Below are 19,470 nucleotides of genomic sequence, written 5' to 3' on the forward strand. Positions count from 1 at the left end.
TCCCAAAAACCGGCTCAGGCAGCCTTGCGTTCGTCGCGCATTACCCTGCAGCCCTGATCATGTCAGCCGCCTTTCGGCGATCATGATGGTCGGTGCATTGGTGTTGCCGCCGATGAGCGCCGATTCCTCCCTCGCCCCCGGCGGATATTTCCGTCCGGACAGCCAAGAGAAGACCCGATCATAGTCTTTGTAAAGACAAGGGGGATTGCCGCGGCGTCAGCTGTTGCGAACGCGCCGCCAGGAGTATTTCGGCCCCTTCGGCTCCGATGCATCGGTCGGCTGATAGTAAAGGCCCAGCCCGCCTGTGCGGCCTTCTTCGAGGCGCTTCAGCAGAACCGGGTTGGAGATCTCGAACTCGTCGAAGCCGAGGCGCAGCATATGCGGCAGCTGGTCGACGAGCACCTGGCCCGTGGCGCGGACCGCGCCCTCGAAATCGTAGCGGCTGCGCAGCAATTCGCCCTTGGAAAACGAGCGGCCGTCGCTGAAGGCCGGAAAGGCCAGCGCCACCAGCGACAGCTGCTCCAGCAGATCCACGATCTTTTCCAGCTGGTCGCCGGGTTGCAGCGCGACGCCAAGCCGCTCCTTGGCCGAGCGCCGCACTTCGGCATCGAGGCCGAGAAATGCCTGCAACGGCAGGATGAAGCGGCCATTGCCCGTCAGTGCATCCGCACTTTCGGCATGTGTCCACTCGTCTTCGCGAAAACCCGTCGGGGTCCAGAGGCGGGTCTCCGCTGTGGTCTGTTCAGTCATAGAAAATTCCTAAAGCCCTAAAAATCGAAAGTCCGCGAAAGCCGGTCCACACGAAACCGGCGGCCTCCGAGCGGAAGCCGCCGCTGCAGGCCAGCCTCACCTGAATATCACCATAGCTTAAAGGGATGCGTCGGTCAGCGACACTTCCAGTCCCGACAGATGGATGCCGCACTCGGTCTTGGCATGACCGGCCCAGCGTCCGCTTCGCGCATCCTCGCCCGGCTGCACCGGCTGCGTGCATGGGAAGCAGCCGATCGACAGATAGCCGTACGCAACCAGCGGATTTTCGCGCAGCGCATGCGCGCGCATGTAGTCAGCCTGGTCGGATGTCGTCCAGTGCGCCAGCGGATTGACGCGTACGCGCGGGCCGACCGCCTCGAACACCGGCAGCGCGGCTCGCGTCGCCGCCTGGAAGCGCTTGCGGCCGGTCAGCCAGGCCCGGAAGGGGGCGACGCCGCGCGCCAGCGGCTCGACCTTGCGCACGTCGCAGCAGGCATCGGTGTTGCTCTGGTGCAGATTGCCGGTCGGATCGACCCGCTCGAGCGCCGCGTCTTCGGGCTTGATCACCCTGATGTTGGTCAGCCCGAAATCGGCGACCAGCGCATCGCGATAGCCCAGCGTCTCTTCGAAATGCTTGCCGGTGTCTAGGAAAATGACCGGCAGCGTGCGGTCGACCTTGGCGATCATATGCAGCAGGACGGCGGAATCCGCGCCGAAGGACGACACGGCGGCGATCTCGTCACGAAACAATTCGCTCGCCGCGCGTTCGATGATGTCGAGCGGGCTCAGATGTCCATACAGCGCGTCGAAGCCCGCCGCTTTGGCGGCGATGCTGTCGTCGACGTCGACGATGCGGTCAAGCGGCCTTGGTTTCGCCAGCATAGAGCGCCTCCTTGAACGGCGCGGGACCGACACGGCGGTAGGCGTCGATAAAACGTTCACTGGGACCGAGCCGAAGGCCGAGATAGGTGTCGACGATCTGCTCGATGGCGTCCGTGATCTCTTCCGAAGAGAAGCCGCGGCCGATGATTTCGCCAACCGAGGTGTTCTCGTCGGCCGATCCGCCAAGCGTCACCTGGTAGAGTTCGGAGCCTTTCTTCTCGACGCCGAGGATACCGATATGGCCGACATGGTGATGTCCGCAGGCATTGATGCAGCCGGAAATCTTCAGCTTCAATTCGCCGATCTCGCGCTGCCGCTCCAGCGAGGCGAAGCGAAGCGAAATCTCCTGCGCGATCGGGATCGAGCGCGCTGTCGCCAGCGCGCAATAATCGAGGCCAGGGCACGCGATGATGTCGCTGATCAGGTTGGAATTGGCCGTCGCGAGGCCAATGTCGACCAAAGCGTCGTAGACCGCTTTCAAATCGGCGCGCGCCACATGCGGCAGGATCAGGTTCTGCTCATGGCTGACGCGCAGTTCGTCGAACGCGTATTTCTCGGCGATGTCGGCAACCGCTTCCATCTGGCTGTCGGTGGCATCGCCCGGCACTTCGCCGATACCTTTCAGCGAAATCGTCACCGCGGCATAGTCGGGATGGCGATGCGTCACGACATTCTGGTCGAGCCAATCCGAGAAGCTTTTGGAATCGAGCCGCGCCAGCTTGATCGCCGCGTCGCCTTCCGGCCGGGCGGTCAGTGCCGGCGGCGCGAAATAGGCGTCGATGGCACGGATGTCGGCTTCCGGCAGCTTCAGCTCGGCGTCCTTCAGCTCCTGCCATTCGGCCTCGACCTGGCGGGTGATTTCCTCGACGCCGGTCTCGTGGACGAGGATCTTGATGCGCGCCTTGTACTTGTTGTCGCGGCGGCCATAGAGGTTGTACACGCGCAGGATCGCGGTGCAGTAGGACAGCAGGTCGGCTTCCGGCAGGAAGTCGCGGATCTTGCGCGCCACCATCGGCGTGCGGCCCTGGCCGCCACCGACATAGACGGCAAAGCCGAGCTCGCCGGCGGCGTCCTTCTTCAGATGCAGACCGATATCATGCGTCTGGATGGCGGCGCGGTCGCGCTCGGCCCCGGTCACCGCGATCTTGAACTTGCGCGGCAGGAACGAGAATTCCGGATGCACAGACGACCATTGCCGCAGGATCTCGGCATAGGGGCGCGGATCAGCGACCTCGTCGGCGGCGGCGCCGGCAAAATGATCGGCGGTGACGTTGCGGATGCAATTGCCGCTGGTCTGGATGGCATGCATCTCGACGCTGGCGAGATCGGCCAGGATCGCCGGAATGTCGGACAGCGCCGGCCAGTTGAACTGGATGTTCTGGCGCGTGGTGAAGTGGCCGTAGCCCTTGTCGTATTTGCGCGCGATGTGGCTGAGCATGCGCAGTTGCGCGCTGTTCAGCGTACCATAGGGCACCGCGATGCGCAGCATGTAGGCGTGCAGCTGCAGGTAGACGCCGTTCATCAGCCGCAGCGGCCGGAACTGATCCTCGGTGATCTCGCCGGACAGCCGGCGTTCGACCTGGTCGCTGAACTCGGCGACGCGGGCCTGGACAAAATCGTGGTCGAACTCATCGTAGCGGTACATGTTTCGTCTTTCAGGGCGCGTCCGCCCGTATTTTGTTACGCTGCCCGCGCAGCCTGCTTCCCCAGATCTTCCCGGATGGTCGGGCCGGCGGCGCGGATCTTTTCGCGCAGCCGCACCGGCACGACGATGCCATTGACGACTTCAGCGTCGATCAGATTGACGTCGACAACCTGATTGTTGGCGTTGGCCTTGGCGCCGATTGCTTCCAGCCTGTCCTCTGCCGCTTGGTCATGGGCAAGGTTGGCATGGTCGACCGTCTCGGCCCAGCCACCATCGGCGTACCAGACGGCGATGCCGTCGGAGAGGCGGTTTGCGGTCAGTATCTTCATGGCTCGACCTCTGCGTCGGCCGCGTTGGCGGCGCCCTCATGACTATGAGCCGCGAGCGGCTCGGAACGTTCAAAGTTGGCGCCGGCAACCGCGTCGCCGATGATGGTCATCACCGGACCGGTCAGATCGGCGCGCGCTTCCAGCGACGGCAAATCGGCCAGCGTGCCGTGGAAACGGCGGCGGTTCTGCAAGCTGGCATTCTCGACCACGGCAACCGCCGTGTCCGGCGACAGGCCGGCCTCGATCAGCCGTCCGGCGACTTCGGCGGCGACCGAGCGGCCCATATAGACGGCGACGGTGGCGCCGGAAATGGCGAGCTTGGCCCAATCCGGCAGCGAATTGCCCTTCAGATCATGGCCGGTGGTGAACACCATCGACGAGGAGACGCCGCGCAGCGTCAGCGGCAGCTCGAAATCGGCGGCGGCGGCAAAGGCGGCGGTGACGCCGGGGACGACATCATAGGCGATGCCGGCATCGCGCAGTGCGGCCATCTCCTCGCCGGCGCGGCCGAACACCAGCGGGTCGCCCGACTTCAGCCGCACGCCGCGCTTGCCCTGCCTGCCAAGATCGACCAGCAGCGCATTGATCTCGGCCTGGCTCTTGGTGTGGCATCCCTTGCGTTTTCCGACCGGCAGCCGCTCGGCGTCGCGGCGGCCCATGGCGACGATCGCCTCCGGCACCAACGCGTCATAGACGATGACGTCGGCTTCCATCAAAAGCCGATGCGCGCGCAGCGTCAGAAGATCCTCAGCACCTGGCCCGGCGCCGACCAGGGCGATATGGCCCGAAGCCGGAGCCTTCGACAGCAACAGATCGGCGGCGGCGTCATGCGCCTGCGAAAGCTCGCCGGCTTCGACGGCGCGCGCCGGTGCACCCTGGAAAAAACTGCTCCAGAACTGGCGGCGGGCGTTGCCTTTCGGCAGCAGCTTTTCGGCGGCACCCCGAAACGAGGCGGCAAGCGCTGCCAGCGGCCCGAGCGACGGCGACAGCATGCGGTCGATGCGGCTGCGCAGCATCTGCGCCAGCACCGGACCGGCGCCTTCCGTGCCGATGGCGATGGCGACCGGGGCGCGGTTGACCAGCGCCGGGGTGAAGAAATCGCACAGCTCCGGCCGGTCGACGGCATTGACCGGAATGCCAAGACGGCGCGCATCGTCGGCGACGCGGCGGTCGAGCGTCTCGTCGCCGCTGGCGGCAAACACCAGGATCGCACCTTCGAGATGCGCGGCGTCGTAGGGGGCGTCGATACGGATGGCGCCGGTCGTGGCGATGAAGCTCAGCAATTCGGCGTCGGCAACATCCGCGATGATGCGCAGTGTCGCGCTTGACTGATCAAGCAGCCGCGCCTTGGCCAATGCTTCGCCTCCGCCGCCGACGATGGCCACGGCTTCGCCTTCGACCCGCATGAAGACCGGGAACGCGGTGAGCTTGGGATTGGCGTGCGGCATGACGAACACATTCCGGAACAATTCGGCAGTTTTAGGCGCGGACGCGAAAAAGCTGAAGGAACCCACTCGCGCATCCCCTGACGGGAGGCAATCGGTTTTCCGCAAGCCAAGGGGCCAAGAGAAAAATATTCCACATCCGCATATCAGGCGGATTCAAGCTGCTGCCGCAGGCTTTGTTCTGCGGCTCTTTTATCCGGGAGCCCGCCAAGCTGCAAAATTATTTTTTCTAAATTCTACCAATCTAGTAGATTAAAGCGTCACCTCGGACATTGCTCCGATAGATGATAGATCGGGCTTGATATGGCTGCGTGCGATCTCGGCGAACGAAGTGGAACGTTCCCGCTTCGCCACGCGTTCTGCCCCTGCCGTAACAGACAATCGTCGGCTGGATTTGAACCTTCAAACAGGAGCCCGCAAATGAGCAAGATCAACCTGAAACATGGCCTTCTGGTCATGGTGGCCGATGGCGAGAAAGCGCTGTTCCTGAAGAACGAGGGCGACAATCTCTATCCGCACCTGCAGCTCTTCCAAGAGATGAACCAGGACAATCCGGCAACGCGCGAACAAGGCAGCGACAGTCCCGGCCGCTACAATGACGGCCCCTCCGTGCATCGCAGCGCGGTTGAGGAAACCGACTGGCACCGGCAGGGCAAGGAACGCTTTGCCGAAGAGATCGCGGACCGGCTCTACAAGCTCGCCCATCACGGCATCTTCGACGACATCGTGCTGGTCGCGCCACCGCTGGTGCTCGGCACCATGCGCAAGAAATTGCACAAGGAAGTCACCGACAAGGTGCAGGCGGAGATCCCAAAGACACTGACCAACCGCCCGCTGATCGACATCGAGGCCATGCTGCAGCAGGCAGCCTGACGCTATCTCATAGATCATTCGCGCGCGCAGCGTTTTCGCTGCGCGCGCCTTTCGTTTTCGGCGCCTCTGGCCACCAATTTCCGTCTCGCGGGTTGCGTCGCCCGCACCCCCTCCACCATATTGCAAAGGCGGCGGCTGCGGGCGGCGCACACCCGACATTTCCCGAAAGGCGCTCCATAGACAATGCCGCATGACACGCCCCTTATCGCCACCATCGTCGCCGGTCTGGGGCTGGCATTCATCTTCGGGGCGCTCGCCAACCGTTTTCGCATCCCGCCGCTGGTCGGCTATCTCGTCGCCGGCGTACTGGTCGGACCGAACACGCCGGGTTTCGTCGCCGATGCCGGTCTTGCTAATGAGTTGGCCGAAATCGGCGTCATCCTGCTCATGTTCGGCGTCGGCCTGCATTTCTCGCTGAAGGATCTTCTCTCCGTCCGCGCCATCGCCATACCCGGCGCCATCGTCCAGATCGGCTTTGCCACCGCGCTGGGCGCCGGCCTTGCCTGGATGCTCGGCTGGTCGATGGGCGCAGGCCTCGTCTTCGGCCTAGCGCTTTCCGTCGCGTCCACAGTGGTGCTGTTGCGCGCGTTGCAGGAGCGACGGCTGATCGAGACCGAGCGCGGCCGCATCGCCGTCGGCTGGCTGATCGTCGAGGACCTCGCCATGGTGCTGGCGCTGGTGCTTTTGCCGGCGTTGGCCGGCGTGCTCGGCGGCCAGCCGCAGGTCGATGACCATGCGAGCCTTTTGTCGCTGCCGGCCAGCTTCGGCATCTGGGGCGTCGTCGGCCTCACGCTGGCCAAGGTCGTCGCCTTCGTCATCGTCATGCTGGTGGTTGGCCGCCGCGTCATTCCGTGGATCCTGCATTACGTCGCCCATACCGGCTCGCGCGAACTGTTCCGGCTGGCGGTGCTGGCGATCGCGCTCGGCGTCGCCTTCGGCGCCGCCAAACTGTTCGGCGTCTCGCTGGCGCTCGGTGCCTTCTTCGCCGGCATGATCATGAGCGAATCCGAGCTCAGCCACCGCGCGGCGGAGGAATCACTGCCGCTGCGCGACGCCTTCTCGGTGCTGTTCTTCGTCTCGGTCGGCATGCTGTTCGATCCGTTCAGCCTGATGAGCAATGGCTGGCCGATCCTGGCGACGCTGGCCATCATCGTCATCGGCAAGTCGCTGGCCGCCTTCGTCATCGTCATCGCCTTCCGCTATCCGCTGGGAACCGCCTTGATGATCTCGGCCAGCCTCGCGCAGATCGGCGAATTCTCCTTCATCCTGGCGGAGCTCGGCGTCGGGCTGAAGCTGTTGCCGCAACAGGGACGCGACCTGATCCTGGCAGGCGCCATCCTGTCGATCCTGGCCAATCCGCTGATGTTCCTCGCCCTCGACTGGATGAAGCCATGGCTGGACGCGCGCGCCGCCAAGGCAGCACCACCGGAAGAGGCCAAGCCGGTCGGCCCGGCGACGCAGCCCGGACAAGTGGCCTCGGTGGCCGCCGCGGCGAAAGAGAATGGCCCACCGCCACGCACAACGCTTTCGGGCCACACCATCCTGATCGGCTACGGCCGCGTCGGCAGCCTGGTCGGCGCGGCGCTGAAACAGGCATCGCTGCCCTTCCTGGTCATCGAGGACGCCGACAAGACGCTGGCGAGGCTCAGAGACGACGGCGTCGAAATCGTCTCCGGCAATGCGGCCAATGGGGGCGTGTTTGCCGCCGCCAATCCGCAGGGGGCCAAACGCTTGATCCTTGCCATCCCCAACGCGTTCGAGGCCGGGCAGATCGTGCTCAGGGCACGCGCCGCGAATCCCGGCATCAACGTCATAGCGAGGGCCCATTCCGATGCCGAGGTCGAGCATCTCAAAGGCCTCGGCGCCGACACCGTCATCATGGGCGAACGCGAGATCGCCCGCGGCATCGTGCAAGAAGTGCTGGAGCAAAAGCCGATGCCGCGCCCCGAAGCCATTGAGCCCTCCCCGGCCTGAGGCTTGCCACAGGCGCATCGATCATCCAACGAAGGCGGAGCCGCCATTGTGCGCGACGCTGGCGAGATACTTTGCCGGCGGCTTGCCAAGCGCCTTCTTGAACATGGTGATGAAGGCGGTGACGGAGGCGTAGCCGATATCGCCCGAAACCTGCTGGACACTCGCACCGGAGGCCAGCTCCCTTATGGCGACGATCAGATGCAATTGCTGGCGCCAGCGGCCGAAGCTCAGGCCGGTTTCCTTCACCACCAGACGGGCAAGACTGCTTTCACTCAGCGCGACGCGATTGGCCCACTCGGCAAGCGTGCTGCGGTCGGCCGGGTCTTGCGCCAGCGCCTCGGCGATCCGCCGCAAGCGCGGCTCGGCGGAGATCGGCAGATGCAATAGCTGAACCGGCATGCGCGGCAGTTCGGAGAGCAGGATCGTGGTCAGGAGCACGTCCCTCGCCTCATCCTCCTCCACGCGATCGGCCAGCTCGATGATCAGTTCGCGCAACAATGGCGAGATCGACAGCGTGCAGCAGCGGTCCGGCAGATCGGCGGCTCCCGGCTCGATATAGACGAAGAAAATCCGCGCATTGGCGGTGGCGATATTGCTGTGTCCCATGCCACCGGGAATCCACACCCCGCAATGCGGCGGCACCATCCACAGACCGCTGGGCACGCGGCAAGTGACGCCACCGCCGAGCGCGAAGACGAGCTGGCCCTTCCGATGCCAATGGGTCGCCACTTCCGCTTTGGTTTCGGTGACATCGACGCGAACCGCAATTGCAGGAGCGATCACATCATCGACGTCGAAATTGGCCCAGGGGTAGCGGAGAGGCTGTCTCATGATTGACGGCTTTTAGCGACTATTCGCCATGATAGCCAAATTCTTTGATCCGGGAAGTCGATAGGCTCTGGTTCGTGGCTGGCATTTCACAAACCGGCAGGAAGGCTTCCCATGCGCGCCCTCGTCATCTCTCCCGACAGCCCCACCGGACTGACGTTTGCCGAGGCCAACGAACCTCAACCCCTCGCCAACGAAGCGCTTGTCTGCGTCCACGCAACCTCGTTGAACCGCGGCGAACTGCGCCTGCTCACCATACGCCCAAAAGGCTGGATACCCGGCCAGGACATCGCAGGGATTGTCGAACGGGCGGCAGCCGATGGCTCCGGGCCTGCCGTCGGCGCCCGGGTTGTGGCTTTGGTCGACGAGGCCGGCTGGGCGCAACGGGTCGCCGTTCCGACCGACCGCTTCGCCGTCCTCCCGGATGAGGTCAGCTTCGTTTCCGCCGCCACGCTTCCCGTGGCGGGCACGACGGCGCTCAGGGTCTTGCGCCATGGCGGCGACCTCGCGGGACAGCAGGTCCTGATCACCGGCGCGAGCGGTGCGGTCGGCCGTTTCCAGATCCAGCTCGCCCGCGAGCAAGGCGCCGCGGTGACCGCAATCGCCGCTGCCCGGCATGCCGAGGATCTGCGCAGCCTTGGTGCCAAACAGGTTGTCGAGTCGATCGAACTGGCTGAAGGACCATTCTCGCTGATCACCGAGTCGGTCGGCGGCCAAAGCCTAGCACTCGCTATCGAGCGCGTCGCGCCGGGCGGTACCATCGTCATGTTCGGTTCGAGCAGCGGCGAACTCACGCCGGTTGGCTTCAGACAGTTCGTTCCGGGCCATGAGGGAGCGAGGCTTCAGACTTTCGCCTACTACACATCCGGTCCAGCCATTGGCGCGGACATCGCCTCGCTGCTCGCTCTGGTCGCGGCTGGCCGGCTGGAAAACCGTGTGTCCATGACCGTGCCGTGGACAGACATCGCCCAGGCCCTGGACGCCTTGCGGCAGCGCAGCTTCAGCGGCAAGGCTGTTCTCACCATCGCCGAATGAGCAGTCTGTCAGCGCTCAGACGTGCTGGCCGCCATTGATGTGGATTTCCGAGCCCGTCACATAGGACGCCTGCTGCGAGCACAGGAAGAAGATGATGTCGGCGACTTCCGAGGTGGCGCCAAGGCGCCTGAGTGGGATCGTCTCCACGATCTTGTCGGTGCCCGGCGACAGGATCGCGGTGTCGATCTCGCCCGGCGCAATCGCATTGACGCGGATGCCGTGCGGGCCGAAATCATGCGCCATCTCGCGCGTCAGCGAGCCGAGCGCCGCCTTCGAGGTCGCATAGGCGGTTCCGGCGAAGGGATGGACGCGCGTGCCGGCGATCGAGGTGACGTTGACGATCGAGCCTTTCGCTGCAGCAAGCTCCTTGAAGAGGCCACGCGCCAGCATGATCGGCGCGAAGAAATTGACCTGGAACACGTCGCGCCAGACATGCATCGGCGTGTCGATCGAATCCATCCGGCTGTTGCCGTCCTTGAGCTTTGGCGAGATGCCGGCATTGTTGACCAGAGCGTGCAACTGGCCGCCATGCGCCTCGAGCCGGTGACGGATCTCCGAGACGGCGATGCCGACATCTTCCTGGTCGGCGAGATCGACCTTGATGTGATCTTCCGGACCGGCCGGCCACGGACAATCCTCGGCAAAGGCCTGGCGCGAACAGGTGATGACGCGCCAACCCTCACGCGAAAAGCGCTTGACCGTAGCATGTCCGATGCCGCGGCTGGCTCCGGTCAGCACGATGGTTTTTCTGGTGTCGGTCTCAGCCATGTCTGTCACTCCGGCCGGAGATGTAGCCGAATGCCGCGGAGGTGGCGAGAGGCCGAATTGTCACCGCAGCTCTCATATGAGGAACGGATTGCCAGCTAGCCATTGGTTTGAAGCCAGAATGACGAGCCGCTCAGCCGCCGCCGAGAATATCCAGGATTGAGGTTTTCCGCTTCTTGGCCGGGCCGCCGACGCTGCCCGGCGGTACCGGGTGCTTGATCGAGGCCGTGGTGCCGCCGTCGCCCGGCATGTTGAAACCGTCGGCATCGACCGTTTCGGCCGGACGGCGGACCGGTGCTTGTGCCGGTGCAGCAGCAGGTGCCGGCGCGGCAGCAGGCTCCGAACGGCTGACGGCCACGGCAGGCAACGGCGCCGCCTGATTGTTATCGACTGACGGAATATCGTCGGGCACGATGGTATCTGGAGGCGTCGATTTCCAGGTCCCGGGCAGCGGCCTGACCGGCACGCCTTCATGCGCCGCCACCATGAATTCGTGCCAGGCCTGTGCCGGCAACGCGCCACCGGTGACCTTCTTCATCGGCGTGCCGTCATCATTGCCGAACCATACGCCGGTGGTGAGGTTTGCGGTGTAACCGACGAACCAGGCGTCGCGCGAATTCTGGCTGGTTCCGGTCTTGCCGGCAGACGGCCAGGCGAAGGCCGCCTTCTTCGCCGTGCCAATCTCGACCGTGCCAGTCATCATCGAGTTCATCATGCCGACAATGTTCTGCTTGACGACGCGCGGCGCGCTGCCGCCATTGTCGTCATAGAGCACCTTGCCTTCGGTCGTGGTGATGCGGCGGATGAAATGGATGTCGGGCTTGTAGCCGCCATTGGCGAACGGCACATAGGCCGATGTCAGCTCCAGCGGCGTCACTTCCGAAGTGCCGAGCGCGATCGAGGTGTTGGCGATCAGATCGGACTGGATGCCCATGCGGTGCGCCGCCTCGACCACCGCGTCGGGGCCGACCTCCATGGTCAGCTGTGCCGCGACAGAATTCAGCGATTTCGCCAGCGCGGTCGCCAGCGTCACCTTGCCGAAATATTTGCCGCCATAATTGTCGGGCGTCCACTTGCCGATCCTGATCGGTGCGTCGTTGCGCACGCTGTCGGGCGTGCGGCCGGCTTCCAGCGCGGCCATATAGACGAACGGCTTGAACGCCGAGCCCGGTTGACGGCGTGCTTCGGAAGCACGGTCGAACTGGCTGGTCGAATAGTCGTAGCCGCCGACCATGGCGCGCACGGCGCCGGAATTGTCGATCGACACCAGCGCGCCCTGGCTGACATTGAGCTTCTTGCCGCTCTCATCGATCAGCCGGCGGATCGACTGTTCAGCGAGCTTCTGCAGGTTGAGGTCGACGGTGGTGTCGACGACGATGTCGCTGCGCACGTCACCGATCAGGTCGGGCAGCTCTTCCATGATGGTGTCGGCGACGTAGTTTTCCGAACCGGTCCAATAGGACGGCGCGCGCGTTGCCGGCGCGCTCATCGCCGAGGCCAGTTCCTTGGCGCTGATCTTGCCTTCGTCGCGCATGGCGGCCAGCACCAGCTGCGAGCGCTCCTCCGCCGCCTTCGGATCCCGCGCCGGCGACAGCCGCGACGGCGCCTTCAAGAGGCCGGCGAGAAGGGCCGCCTCCGAAAGTGTGACATCGCGCGCGCTCTTGCCGAAATAGCGGCGCGAGGCCGCCTCGACGCCATAGGCGCCCGAGCCGAAATAGACCCGGTTGAGGTACATTTCGAGGATCTGGTCCTTGGTATGCTTGTGCTCCAGCCACAGCGCCAGCAGTACCTCCTGCACCTTGCGCTCCAGCGTGCGGTCGGGCTTCAGGAACAGGTTCTTGGCCAGCTGCTGGGTCAGCGTCGAGCCGCCCTGCGAGAAACGGCGGCCCAGAACGTTGGTCACCATGGCGCGCGACAGGCCGATCGGGTCGATGCCGAAATGCGAATAGAAGCGGCGGTCCTCGATGGCGATGACGGCTTCGGGAATGTAAGGCGACATTTCGTGCAGGCCGACCGCCTCGCCGCCGCTCATGCCGCGGTTGGCAAGCAGTTGCCCGTCGACCGAGACGATCTTGATGTTGGGGGCACGGTCGGGGATCGACCAGGTGGTCGCCGCCGGCATCTTGGCGCCGTAATAGACGACGATGCCGGCCACCGCGATGCCGCCCCAGATGCAGAGCACGAAGCACCAGTAGAACATCCGGGCCATGACGCCGAACAGCCCGCGCCGGGCTTTGCCGCGCCGGCCGCGCGAGGATGATTTTGCTCTGGAGGTTTTGCGCGCCGTGGAGGATTTGCGATTGCCCGGCACGACGCGATCCTCCTCGTTCACCGAGAAACCGGCCGCGGATTTCGCCTTTGGCGATCCCTCGAAGCTGGGTTCGATGCGACTGTCTCTGCGGTTCGCCATGCGTTGCGCTGTCTTCCCGGTGTCAATGGCGCTCGGGTTGGAGGGTAGATGCGGCGGTTTAAGGGCGCGTTAAAGCAGGGTTTATGCACCCTTCTGAAATTCCTTAAGAATTTCTAAAATCCGCTGCCGCCAACTGGGTCCGAAAGCCGCATCCTCGCGGCCTGTCTGCCGCAAAAGGCAGAGGCCCTGGCTACCCCGAATATTTCAATTCTGCTGGATCGAAATGCCCTTGTCGTCGATCTTCAGTTCGACGCCCTTGGGCTTGGTCTGTTCGTGATAGACATATGCACCGAGCGCGATGACCACGACAACGAGCGCGCCGACAAGGAGATAGAGAGTGTTCTGTTTCACGGCGCGCTCCTTTGGCAGCAATTCCAGGAAAGCACAGGCTTTCTCCTGAGGAATTGCGTTGAATGAAAACTTAGAGCGTCAAGCTCGCTTCAGAACCTTGACCAGCACCAGCAGGATGACGGCGCCGATCGTGGCGTTGATGATGGCAGCCAGAATGCCGCCGCCGATAGCGAAGCCGAGCCTTGGAAATAGCCAGCCGGCGATCAGGGCGCCGATAATACCGACGATGATGTTGCCGATGAGGCCGAAGCCGAAGCCCGAGACGATGAGGCCGGCGAGCCAGCCGGCAATGGCGCCGATTATGATGAAGATGAGAAGGCTTTCGATGCCCATGACGCGTTCCTCCAGGAAGAGAGGCTACGGAGCGGAAGGCCCCGAATCGGCCTCGATATCAACGACTTCAGGCTATGCGAAAGCAGTTGCACCCGCCAGCGGCGCTCATTGATCGTCGTCATCGTCGCTGGAGACTGGCCGCCAGCTGGTCGGGTCGACCTTTTTCTGGGTATCGCTGTCGGTGTAGACCCACCAGGCGCCGTCGCGATATTGCCCGACGGATTCGCTGACGACGCCGGCGCCGTCCTTCCACAGGACAGTGACCTTGGATCCATCCGTCGGGGCGGTCGCTATCGGTTTGCGGTCTGCCACGTCATCCCCCTCATTGAGTCGACAGAACGCCACGACGCGTGTCTGGTTGCAAGGCTGCCGGAAGCGTTATCCGAAGGCCATCAGCTGTGGGCAAAAATATCCTCTTCGTCCCAACCCATCAAATCGAGCTTGGCACGCGTCGGCAGGAAGCGGAAGCAGGCGTCGGCTTCCTTGGTGCGCCCGTCCCGCGCCAGGCGTCCAGCCAGCACCTCGCGCAGACGGTGCAGATAGAGAACGTCGGAAGCGGCATATTCGAGCTGTTCGGGCGACAGGGTCTCGGCCGCCCAGTCCGACGATTGCTGCGCCTTCGACAGGCCGACGCCAAGCAGTTCGAAGCAGATGTCCTTCAAGCCGTGCCGGTCGGTATAAGTGCGGGTCAGCCGCGAGGCGATCTTGGTGCAGAACACCGGCTCCGGCATGACGCCGAAGGCGTTGTAGAGCACGGCGAGGTCGAAACGGCCGTAGTGGAACAGTTTCGATATGCCGCGGTTGCGGAGCAGGCGGACGAGGTTCGGCGCTTTCTTCTGGCCGGGCGCGATCTGGATCACGTCGGCCGAGCCATCGCCGGGCGAGATCTGCACCACGCACAGCCGGTCGCGGTGCGGGTTCAACCCCAGCGTCTCGGTATCGATGGCCACCGCGTCGACATTGTAGTGGGCGAGGTCGGGCAGATCGTTCTTGTGGAAGCGGATGTCGGGCATGGTTTTCTCCGGATCGCGGCGTAACTCGTCCTCGCCGCGATCCGCTGAAAAATCAACAAGAAAACTTCCCAGCCTCCTCAGCGCGTCAGCGCATCGAGAATGCGCGCCCAGGAGCGCTGGCCCTTGTGGAAGGAGGTCAGCTCGTATTTCTCGTTGGGCGAGTGGATGCGGTCGTCGTCGAGGCCGAACCCGACCAGCAGCGATTCCATGCCGAGATAGGTCTGGAAGTCGCCGACCACCGGTATCGAGCCGCCGCTGCCCGTCGTCACCGCTGGCTTAGGCCATTCATCCGACAGCGCAGTCTTGGCCTTGGCCAGGAATGGCGAGTCGTAGGAAAGCTGAATTGCCGGCCCGCCGCCATGCGGGTGGAATTCGACCGAACAGTCCCCGGGAATGCGCGCCTTGACGAATTTCCGGAAAGCGGCGCGGATCTTCTCGGGGTCCTGCTTGTGGACGAGGCGGAAGGAGATTTTGGACGACGCTTCCGCCGCGATCACCGTCTTGAACCCCTTGCCGGTATAGCCGCCGATGATGCCGTTGAACTCGGCCGTCGGCCGCGCCCAGGTCAGTTCCATCACCGAGCGGCCTTTTTCGCCCGACGGGATCGAGAGGCCGATCGGTCCGAGGAAGGTTTCGGCGGTCTCGCCCAGAGTTTCCCATGATTTCAGGATCTGCGACGGCGTTTCCTCGACCCCGTCATAGAAGCCGGGAATGGTGATGTGGCCGTTCTCGTCATGGATGTCGGCGAGGATTTTCGCCAGGATGCGGATCGGGTTGGCGGCGGCGCCGCCATAGAGGCCCGAATGCAGGTCGCGATCGGCAGCCTTGACCGTGACCTCCTCGCCGACCATTCCGCGCAGCGAAACGCAGATCGACGGCGTTTCGCGGTCCCACATGCCGGTGTCGCAGACCAGAGCGAAATCGGCCTTGAGTTCCTCGGCATTGGCCTCGAGGAACGGCTTGAGCGACGGCGAACCGGACTCCTCCTCGCCCTCGAACAGGATGGTGATGCGGCAGGGCAGATTGCCATGCACCTGCTTCCAGGCGCGGCAGGCCTCGACGAAGGTCATCAGCTGCCCCTTGTCGTCGGCCGAGCCACGGCCGGTGATTACCTTGTGACCGGGCTCGATCTCATTGACCGCCGGCGCAAACGGGTCGTTCTCCCAAAGCTCGATCGGATCGACCGGCTGCACGTCGTAATGGCCGTAAAACAGCACATGCGGCGAACCGGCGGGGCCTTCATGGTGCGCAACCACCATCGGGTGTCCCGGCGTGTCGCGCACCGAAGCGTCGAAGCCGATCAGCTTGAGGTCCGCCACCAGCCATTCGGCGGCCTTGCGGCAGTCGGCGGCATAGTCTGAATCGGTGGAGATCGACTTGATGCGGAGCAGGCCGAACAGGCGCTCCAGGCTCTGGTCGAGATTTTTGTCGAGACGGTCGAGGACGGAGGAAATGGTGGACATTACTGCGGGCCTTTCTTTTCGGTGCCGGGACCGTAAAGGCAGCGCATCAAAACGAAAAGCCCGCGATCGTTGGACCACGGACCGTAAACACTTGTCAGAAGGCAAAAAAGAACCGCCGTGGTGGAGGGGAACCACGGCGGTCTTTTACTCGAAACGATGCGGCAGCCCGGAGAGGGGGGATAGGCTGCCGCAATTGTCCGGGATAGGCGGGGGACGGGCCTTGCTCCGGACTCGGCGAAAACTGCCGATGACCTTTATTTGTGTCTCGGATCGTGGCGTTTCAAGGGCACAAAAATTACACTTTTGTAACATAGCCGTGAGCGCCGAGGCAAACAGCAGCAGGACCTATCGGCAGGCAGGCTCTGTCAGCATGTCGCCGCAACACCTGTTGGAAGCCCGCCTTTGCCATGGACCGCGCCGTCCTGCCGCGCTATCCCTGCCGGCATGAAAAAAGGCGACCATCTCTTCCTTATCGACGGCTCCGGCTACATCTTTCGCGCCTATCATGCGCTGCCGCCGCTGACCCGCAAATCCGATGGGCTGCCGGTCGGCGCGGTCTCCGGCTTCTGCAACATGTTGTGGAAGCTGATGCAGGACGCCCGCAACACCGATGTAGGCATCGTGCCGACGCATTTAGCGGTCATTTTCGATTATTCGTCGAAAACCTTCCGCAATGATCTTTACCCGGAATACAAGGCCAACCGCAACGCACCGCCCGAAGACCTGATCCCGCAATTCGGTCTGATCCGCCAGGCAACCGTGGCCTTCAACCTGCCTTGCATCGAGATCGAAGGCTACGAGGCCGACGACCTCATCGCCACTTATGCCAGGCTGGCGTGCGAGGCCGGCGGCGACACCACTATCATCTCCTCTGACAAGGATCTGATGCAGCTGGTCGGACCCACGGTCGGCATGTACGACCCGATGAAGGACCGCCAGATCGGCATCCCCGAAGTCATCGAGAAATGGGGCGTGCCGCCGGAAAAGATGATAGACCTGCAGGCGCTGACCGGCGACTCCGTCGACAATGTGCCGGGCGTACCCGGCATCGGGCCGAAAACGGCGGCGCAGCTTCTGGAACAGTTCGGCGACCTTGACGGGCTGCTCGCCCGGGCCAGCGAGATCAAGCAGGACAAGAGGCGCGAATCCATCATCGCCAATGCCGACAAGGCGCGCATATCGCGCCAGCTGGTGACGCTGAAGAACGACGTGCCGGTGACCGACGGGCTCGACGATTTCGTGCTGCATGCGCCGGATGGGCCGAAGCTGATCGGCTTTCTCAAAACCATGGAATTCACCTCGCTGACCCGCCGTGTGGCCGAGGCGACCAGCACCGAAGCCGGCGATGTGCAGGCTGTCGCAGTCACCGTCGAGCGCGCCGACACCGCGCACGGCCCCGATGTCGGCTCCGGCACACCGGTGCCTGCGGCAACACAGGATGAAGCCAAATCCGAAACCGCCAGGGCCGGGGACGCGCCTTCGCTGCTTGCCGCACTTCGCCTGGAAACGGCCGCCGCGGCCAAAATCGATCCTGCCGCCTATGTCGCCATCCGCGACACGGCAACGCTCAAGACCTGGCTGGCCCAAGCCAAGGAGACCGGAACCGTCGCCTTCGACACCGAAACCACGTCTTCCGATCCGATGCTGGCCGACCTCATCGGTTTCTCCCTGGCGATCGGCCCCGGCCGCGCCGCCTATGTGCCGCTCGCCCACAAGAGCGGCGCTGGCGACCTGCTCGGCGGCGGCACGCTGGAGAACCAGATTCCGGTCCGCGAGGCGCTGGCGCTGCTGAAGCCGTTGCTGGAAGACAAATCGGTGCTCAAGATCGCCCAGGACGCCAAATACGACATCGTCGTCATGAGCCGCCACGGCATCGATATCGCACCCTTCGACGACACGATGTTGATTTCCTATGTGCTCGACGCCGGCACCGGCCACCACACTTTGTCCTCGCTTGCCGACAAATGGCTCGGCCATGCCACGACGCCGCTCAAGGATCTCGCCGGTTCCGGCAGAAGCTCGGTCGGGTTCGAGCAGGTCGACATCGACCGGGCGACCGCCTACGCCGCCGGCCATGCCGACGTAGCGTTGCGGCTATGGCAGGTGCTGAAGCCGCGACTTGCCGCCAAGGGCCTGGTTTCGGTCTATGAGCGGCTGGAACGGCCGCTGGTGCCGGTGCTGGCGCGGATGGAACAGCGCGGCATCTCAGTCGACCGCCAGATCCTGTCGCGGCTCTCCGGCGAGCTGGCGCAAGGCGCCGCACGGCTGGAAGAGGAAATCTACGGCCTTGTCGGCGAGCGCATCAACATCGGGTCGCCAAAGCAACTCGGCGACATCCTGTTCGGCCGCATGGGCCTGCCCGGCGGCTCCAAGACCAAGACCGGGCAATGGTCGACCTCCGCGCAGCTTCTGGAAGACCTCGCCGCCGAAGGCCACGAACTGCCGCGCAAGATCGTCGACTGGCGTCAGCTGACCAAGCTGAAATCGACCTACACCGACGCGCTGCCCGGCTTCATCCATCCCGACACCAGGCGCGTGCACACATCGTATGCGCTGGCCGCAACGACGACGGGCCGGCTGTCCTCCTCCGATCCCAATCTGCAGAACATCCCGGTGCGCACCGCGGAGGGACGCAAGATCAGGACGGCCTTCATCGCCGACAAGGGCCAGAAACTGGTCTCGGCCGACTACAGCCAGATCGAACTGCGCGTGCTTGCCCACGTCGCCGAGATCCCGCAGTTGAAGCAGGCCTTCGCCGATGGCGCCGACATCCACGCCATCACCGCCTCGGAAATGTTCAACGTGCCGGTCGAAGGCATGCCTTCCGAAGTGCGCCGCCGCGCCAAGGCAATCAATTTCGGCATCATCTACGGCATCTCGGCCTTTGGGCTGGCCAACCAGCTGTCGATCCCGCGCGAGGAGGCCGGCGCCTACATCAAGAAATACTTCGAGCGTTTCCCCGGCATCCGCGACTATATCGAGGCAACAAAAGCCTATGCCCGCGAGCATGGCTTCGTCGAAACCATCTTCGGCCGCCGCATCCACTATCCTGAGATCCGGTCGTCAAACCCGTCGATCCGTGCCTTCAACGAGCGCGCCTCGATCAACGCCAGGCTGCAAGGCACCGCTGCCGACATTATCCGCCGCGCCATGGTGCATATGGACGAGGCGCTGGAAAAGGCCGGCCTGTCCGCCCGCATGCTCTTGCAGGTGCATGACGAATTGATCTTCGAGACGGTTGAAGCGGAAGTCGAGGCGACGATCCCCGTGGTGCGCAGGGTGATGGAGAACGCGCCGATGCCGGCCATCTCGATGTCGGTGCCGCTGCATGTCGATGCCCGCGCAGCGAACAACTGGGACGAGGCGCATTGAAG

The 19,470-nt window shown here is 63.9% G+C and carries 17 protein-coding genes; 4 read left to right on the forward strand and 13 right to left on the reverse strand.

Features of this window, described 5'->3' with window-relative positions; all coding sequences use genetic code 11:
* Positions 1 to 216: 216 nt before the first annotated feature.
* The 5 genes from NKJ58_RS16070 to cysG all read right to left on the reverse strand — a co-directional run bounded on the left by NKJ58_RS16070 (position 217) and on the right by cysG (position 5,054).
* The gene (locus NKJ58_RS16070) at positions 217 to 750 is read right to left on the reverse strand and encodes a DUF934 domain-containing protein (protein WP_352518448.1); all 534 of its coding nucleotides are present in this window, start codon (positions 748 to 750) and stop codon (positions 217 to 219) included.
* Positions 751 to 867: 117 nt separating this feature from the next.
* Positions 868 to 1,632 carry a phosphoadenylyl-sulfate reductase gene (locus NKJ58_RS16075; protein ID WP_023833677.1) on the reverse strand — a complete coding sequence of 255 codons (765 nt, stop codon included), beginning with the start codon at positions 1,630 to 1,632 and terminating at the stop codon, positions 868 to 870.
* Entirely contained in the window at positions 1,607 to 3,277 is a 1,671-nt protein-coding gene (locus tag NKJ58_RS16080; protein WP_352560925.1) for a nitrite/sulfite reductase, read from the reverse strand. The genes NKJ58_RS16075 and NKJ58_RS16080 overlap by 26 nt, the downstream gene beginning before the upstream one ends.
* A gap of 35 nt (positions 3,278 to 3,312) precedes the next feature.
* The gene (locus tag NKJ58_RS16085; RefSeq protein WP_352853440.1) at positions 3,313 to 3,606 is read right to left on the reverse strand and encodes a DUF2849 domain-containing protein; all 294 of its coding nucleotides are present in this window, start codon (positions 3,604 to 3,606) and stop codon (positions 3,313 to 3,315) included.
* Positions 3,603 to 5,054 carry a siroheme synthase CysG gene (gene cysG, locus NKJ58_RS16090; RefSeq protein ID WP_352518451.1) on the reverse strand — a complete coding sequence of 484 codons (1,452 nt, stop codon included), beginning with the start codon at positions 5,052 to 5,054 and terminating at the stop codon, positions 3,603 to 3,605. Before cysG ends, NKJ58_RS16085 begins: the two co-directional genes overlap by 4 nt.
* 417 nt (positions 5,055 to 5,471) lie before the next feature.
* On the opposite strand from cysG, the gene NKJ58_RS16095 reads away from it, so the two are divergent.
* Together NKJ58_RS16095 and NKJ58_RS16100 are read left to right on the forward strand one after the other, a co-directional pair.
* Positions 5,472 to 5,924 (forward strand): baeRF12 domain-containing protein, encoded by a 453-nt coding sequence (locus NKJ58_RS16095; RefSeq protein ID WP_023686586.1) that lies wholly within the window; start codon positions 5,472 to 5,474, stop codon positions 5,922 to 5,924.
* A gap of 183 nt (positions 5,925 to 6,107) precedes the next feature.
* Positions 6,108 to 7,898 carry a cation:proton antiporter domain-containing protein gene (locus NKJ58_RS16100; protein ID WP_352518453.1) on the forward strand — a complete coding sequence of 597 codons (1,791 nt, stop codon included), beginning with the start codon at positions 6,108 to 6,110 and terminating at the stop codon, positions 7,896 to 7,898.
* Between the two features lie 21 nt (positions 7,899 to 7,919).
* Here NKJ58_RS16100 and NKJ58_RS16105 read toward each other — a convergent pair whose 3' ends face one another.
* Entirely contained in the window at positions 7,920 to 8,729 is an 810-nt protein-coding gene (locus NKJ58_RS16105) for an AraC family transcriptional regulator (RefSeq protein WP_352518454.1), read from the reverse strand.
* A 111-nt stretch (positions 8,730 to 8,840) separates the two neighbouring features.
* Between NKJ58_RS16105 and NKJ58_RS16110 the strand changes: the two genes are divergently transcribed.
* Positions 8,841 to 9,761 carry a zinc-binding dehydrogenase gene (locus NKJ58_RS16110; RefSeq protein WP_352518455.1) on the forward strand — a complete coding sequence of 307 codons (921 nt, stop codon included), beginning with the start codon at positions 8,841 to 8,843 and terminating at the stop codon, positions 9,759 to 9,761.
* A 15-nt stretch (positions 9,762 to 9,776) separates the two neighbouring features.
* On the opposite strand, the gene NKJ58_RS16115 is transcribed toward NKJ58_RS16110, so the two are convergent.
* The 7 genes from NKJ58_RS16115 to NKJ58_RS16145 all read right to left on the reverse strand — a co-directional run bounded on the left by NKJ58_RS16115 (position 9,777) and on the right by NKJ58_RS16145 (position 16,096).
* Positions 9,777 to 10,529, reverse strand: coding sequence for an SDR family NAD(P)-dependent oxidoreductase (locus NKJ58_RS16115; protein WP_023669777.1), 753 nt, complete (start codon positions 10,527 to 10,529; stop codon positions 9,777 to 9,779).
* 130 nt (positions 10,530 to 10,659) lie between these two features.
* Entirely contained in the window at positions 10,660 to 12,936 is a 2,277-nt protein-coding gene (locus NKJ58_RS16120) for a transglycosylase domain-containing protein (protein WP_352518456.1), read from the reverse strand.
* A gap of 204 nt (positions 12,937 to 13,140) precedes the next feature.
* Positions 13,141 to 13,287, reverse strand: a complete 147-nt coding sequence (locus NKJ58_RS16125) for a hypothetical protein (RefSeq protein ID WP_023686592.1) — start codon at positions 13,285 to 13,287, stop codon at positions 13,141 to 13,143.
* A gap of 78 nt (positions 13,288 to 13,365) precedes the next feature.
* Positions 13,366 to 13,620 (reverse strand): GlsB/YeaQ/YmgE family stress response membrane protein, encoded by a 255-nt coding sequence (locus tag NKJ58_RS16130; RefSeq protein ID WP_023704219.1) that lies wholly within the window; start codon positions 13,618 to 13,620, stop codon positions 13,366 to 13,368.
* A gap of 105 nt (positions 13,621 to 13,725) precedes the next feature.
* The gene (locus NKJ58_RS16135; protein WP_023683046.1) at positions 13,726 to 13,932 is read right to left on the reverse strand and encodes a hypothetical protein; all 207 of its coding nucleotides are present in this window, start codon (positions 13,930 to 13,932) and stop codon (positions 13,726 to 13,728) included.
* Positions 13,933 to 14,012: 80 nt separating this feature from the next.
* Positions 14,013 to 14,633, reverse strand: a complete 621-nt coding sequence (locus tag NKJ58_RS16140) for a ribonuclease D (protein ID WP_352518457.1) — start codon at positions 14,631 to 14,633, stop codon at positions 14,013 to 14,015.
* A 77-nt stretch (positions 14,634 to 14,710) separates the two neighbouring features.
* A complete protein-coding gene (locus tag NKJ58_RS16145) occupies positions 14,711 to 16,096 on the reverse strand; it encodes a M20/M25/M40 family metallo-hydrolase (protein ID WP_023828325.1) in 1,386 nt (461 codons plus the stop codon).
* A 444-nt stretch (positions 16,097 to 16,540) separates the two neighbouring features.
* Between NKJ58_RS16145 and polA the strand changes: the two genes are divergently transcribed.
* On the forward strand, positions 16,541 to 19,468 hold the full coding sequence (polA, locus tag NKJ58_RS16150) for a DNA polymerase I (RefSeq protein WP_023691985.1): 2,928 nt from the start codon (positions 16,541 to 16,543) through the stop codon (positions 19,466 to 19,468).
* Positions 19,469 to 19,470 lie beyond the last annotated feature (2 nt).

The sequence above is a fragment of the Mesorhizobium sp. M0139 genome (genome assembly GCF_040322455.1).
Lineage (GTDB): Bacteria > Pseudomonadota > Alphaproteobacteria > Rhizobiales > Rhizobiaceae > Mesorhizobium.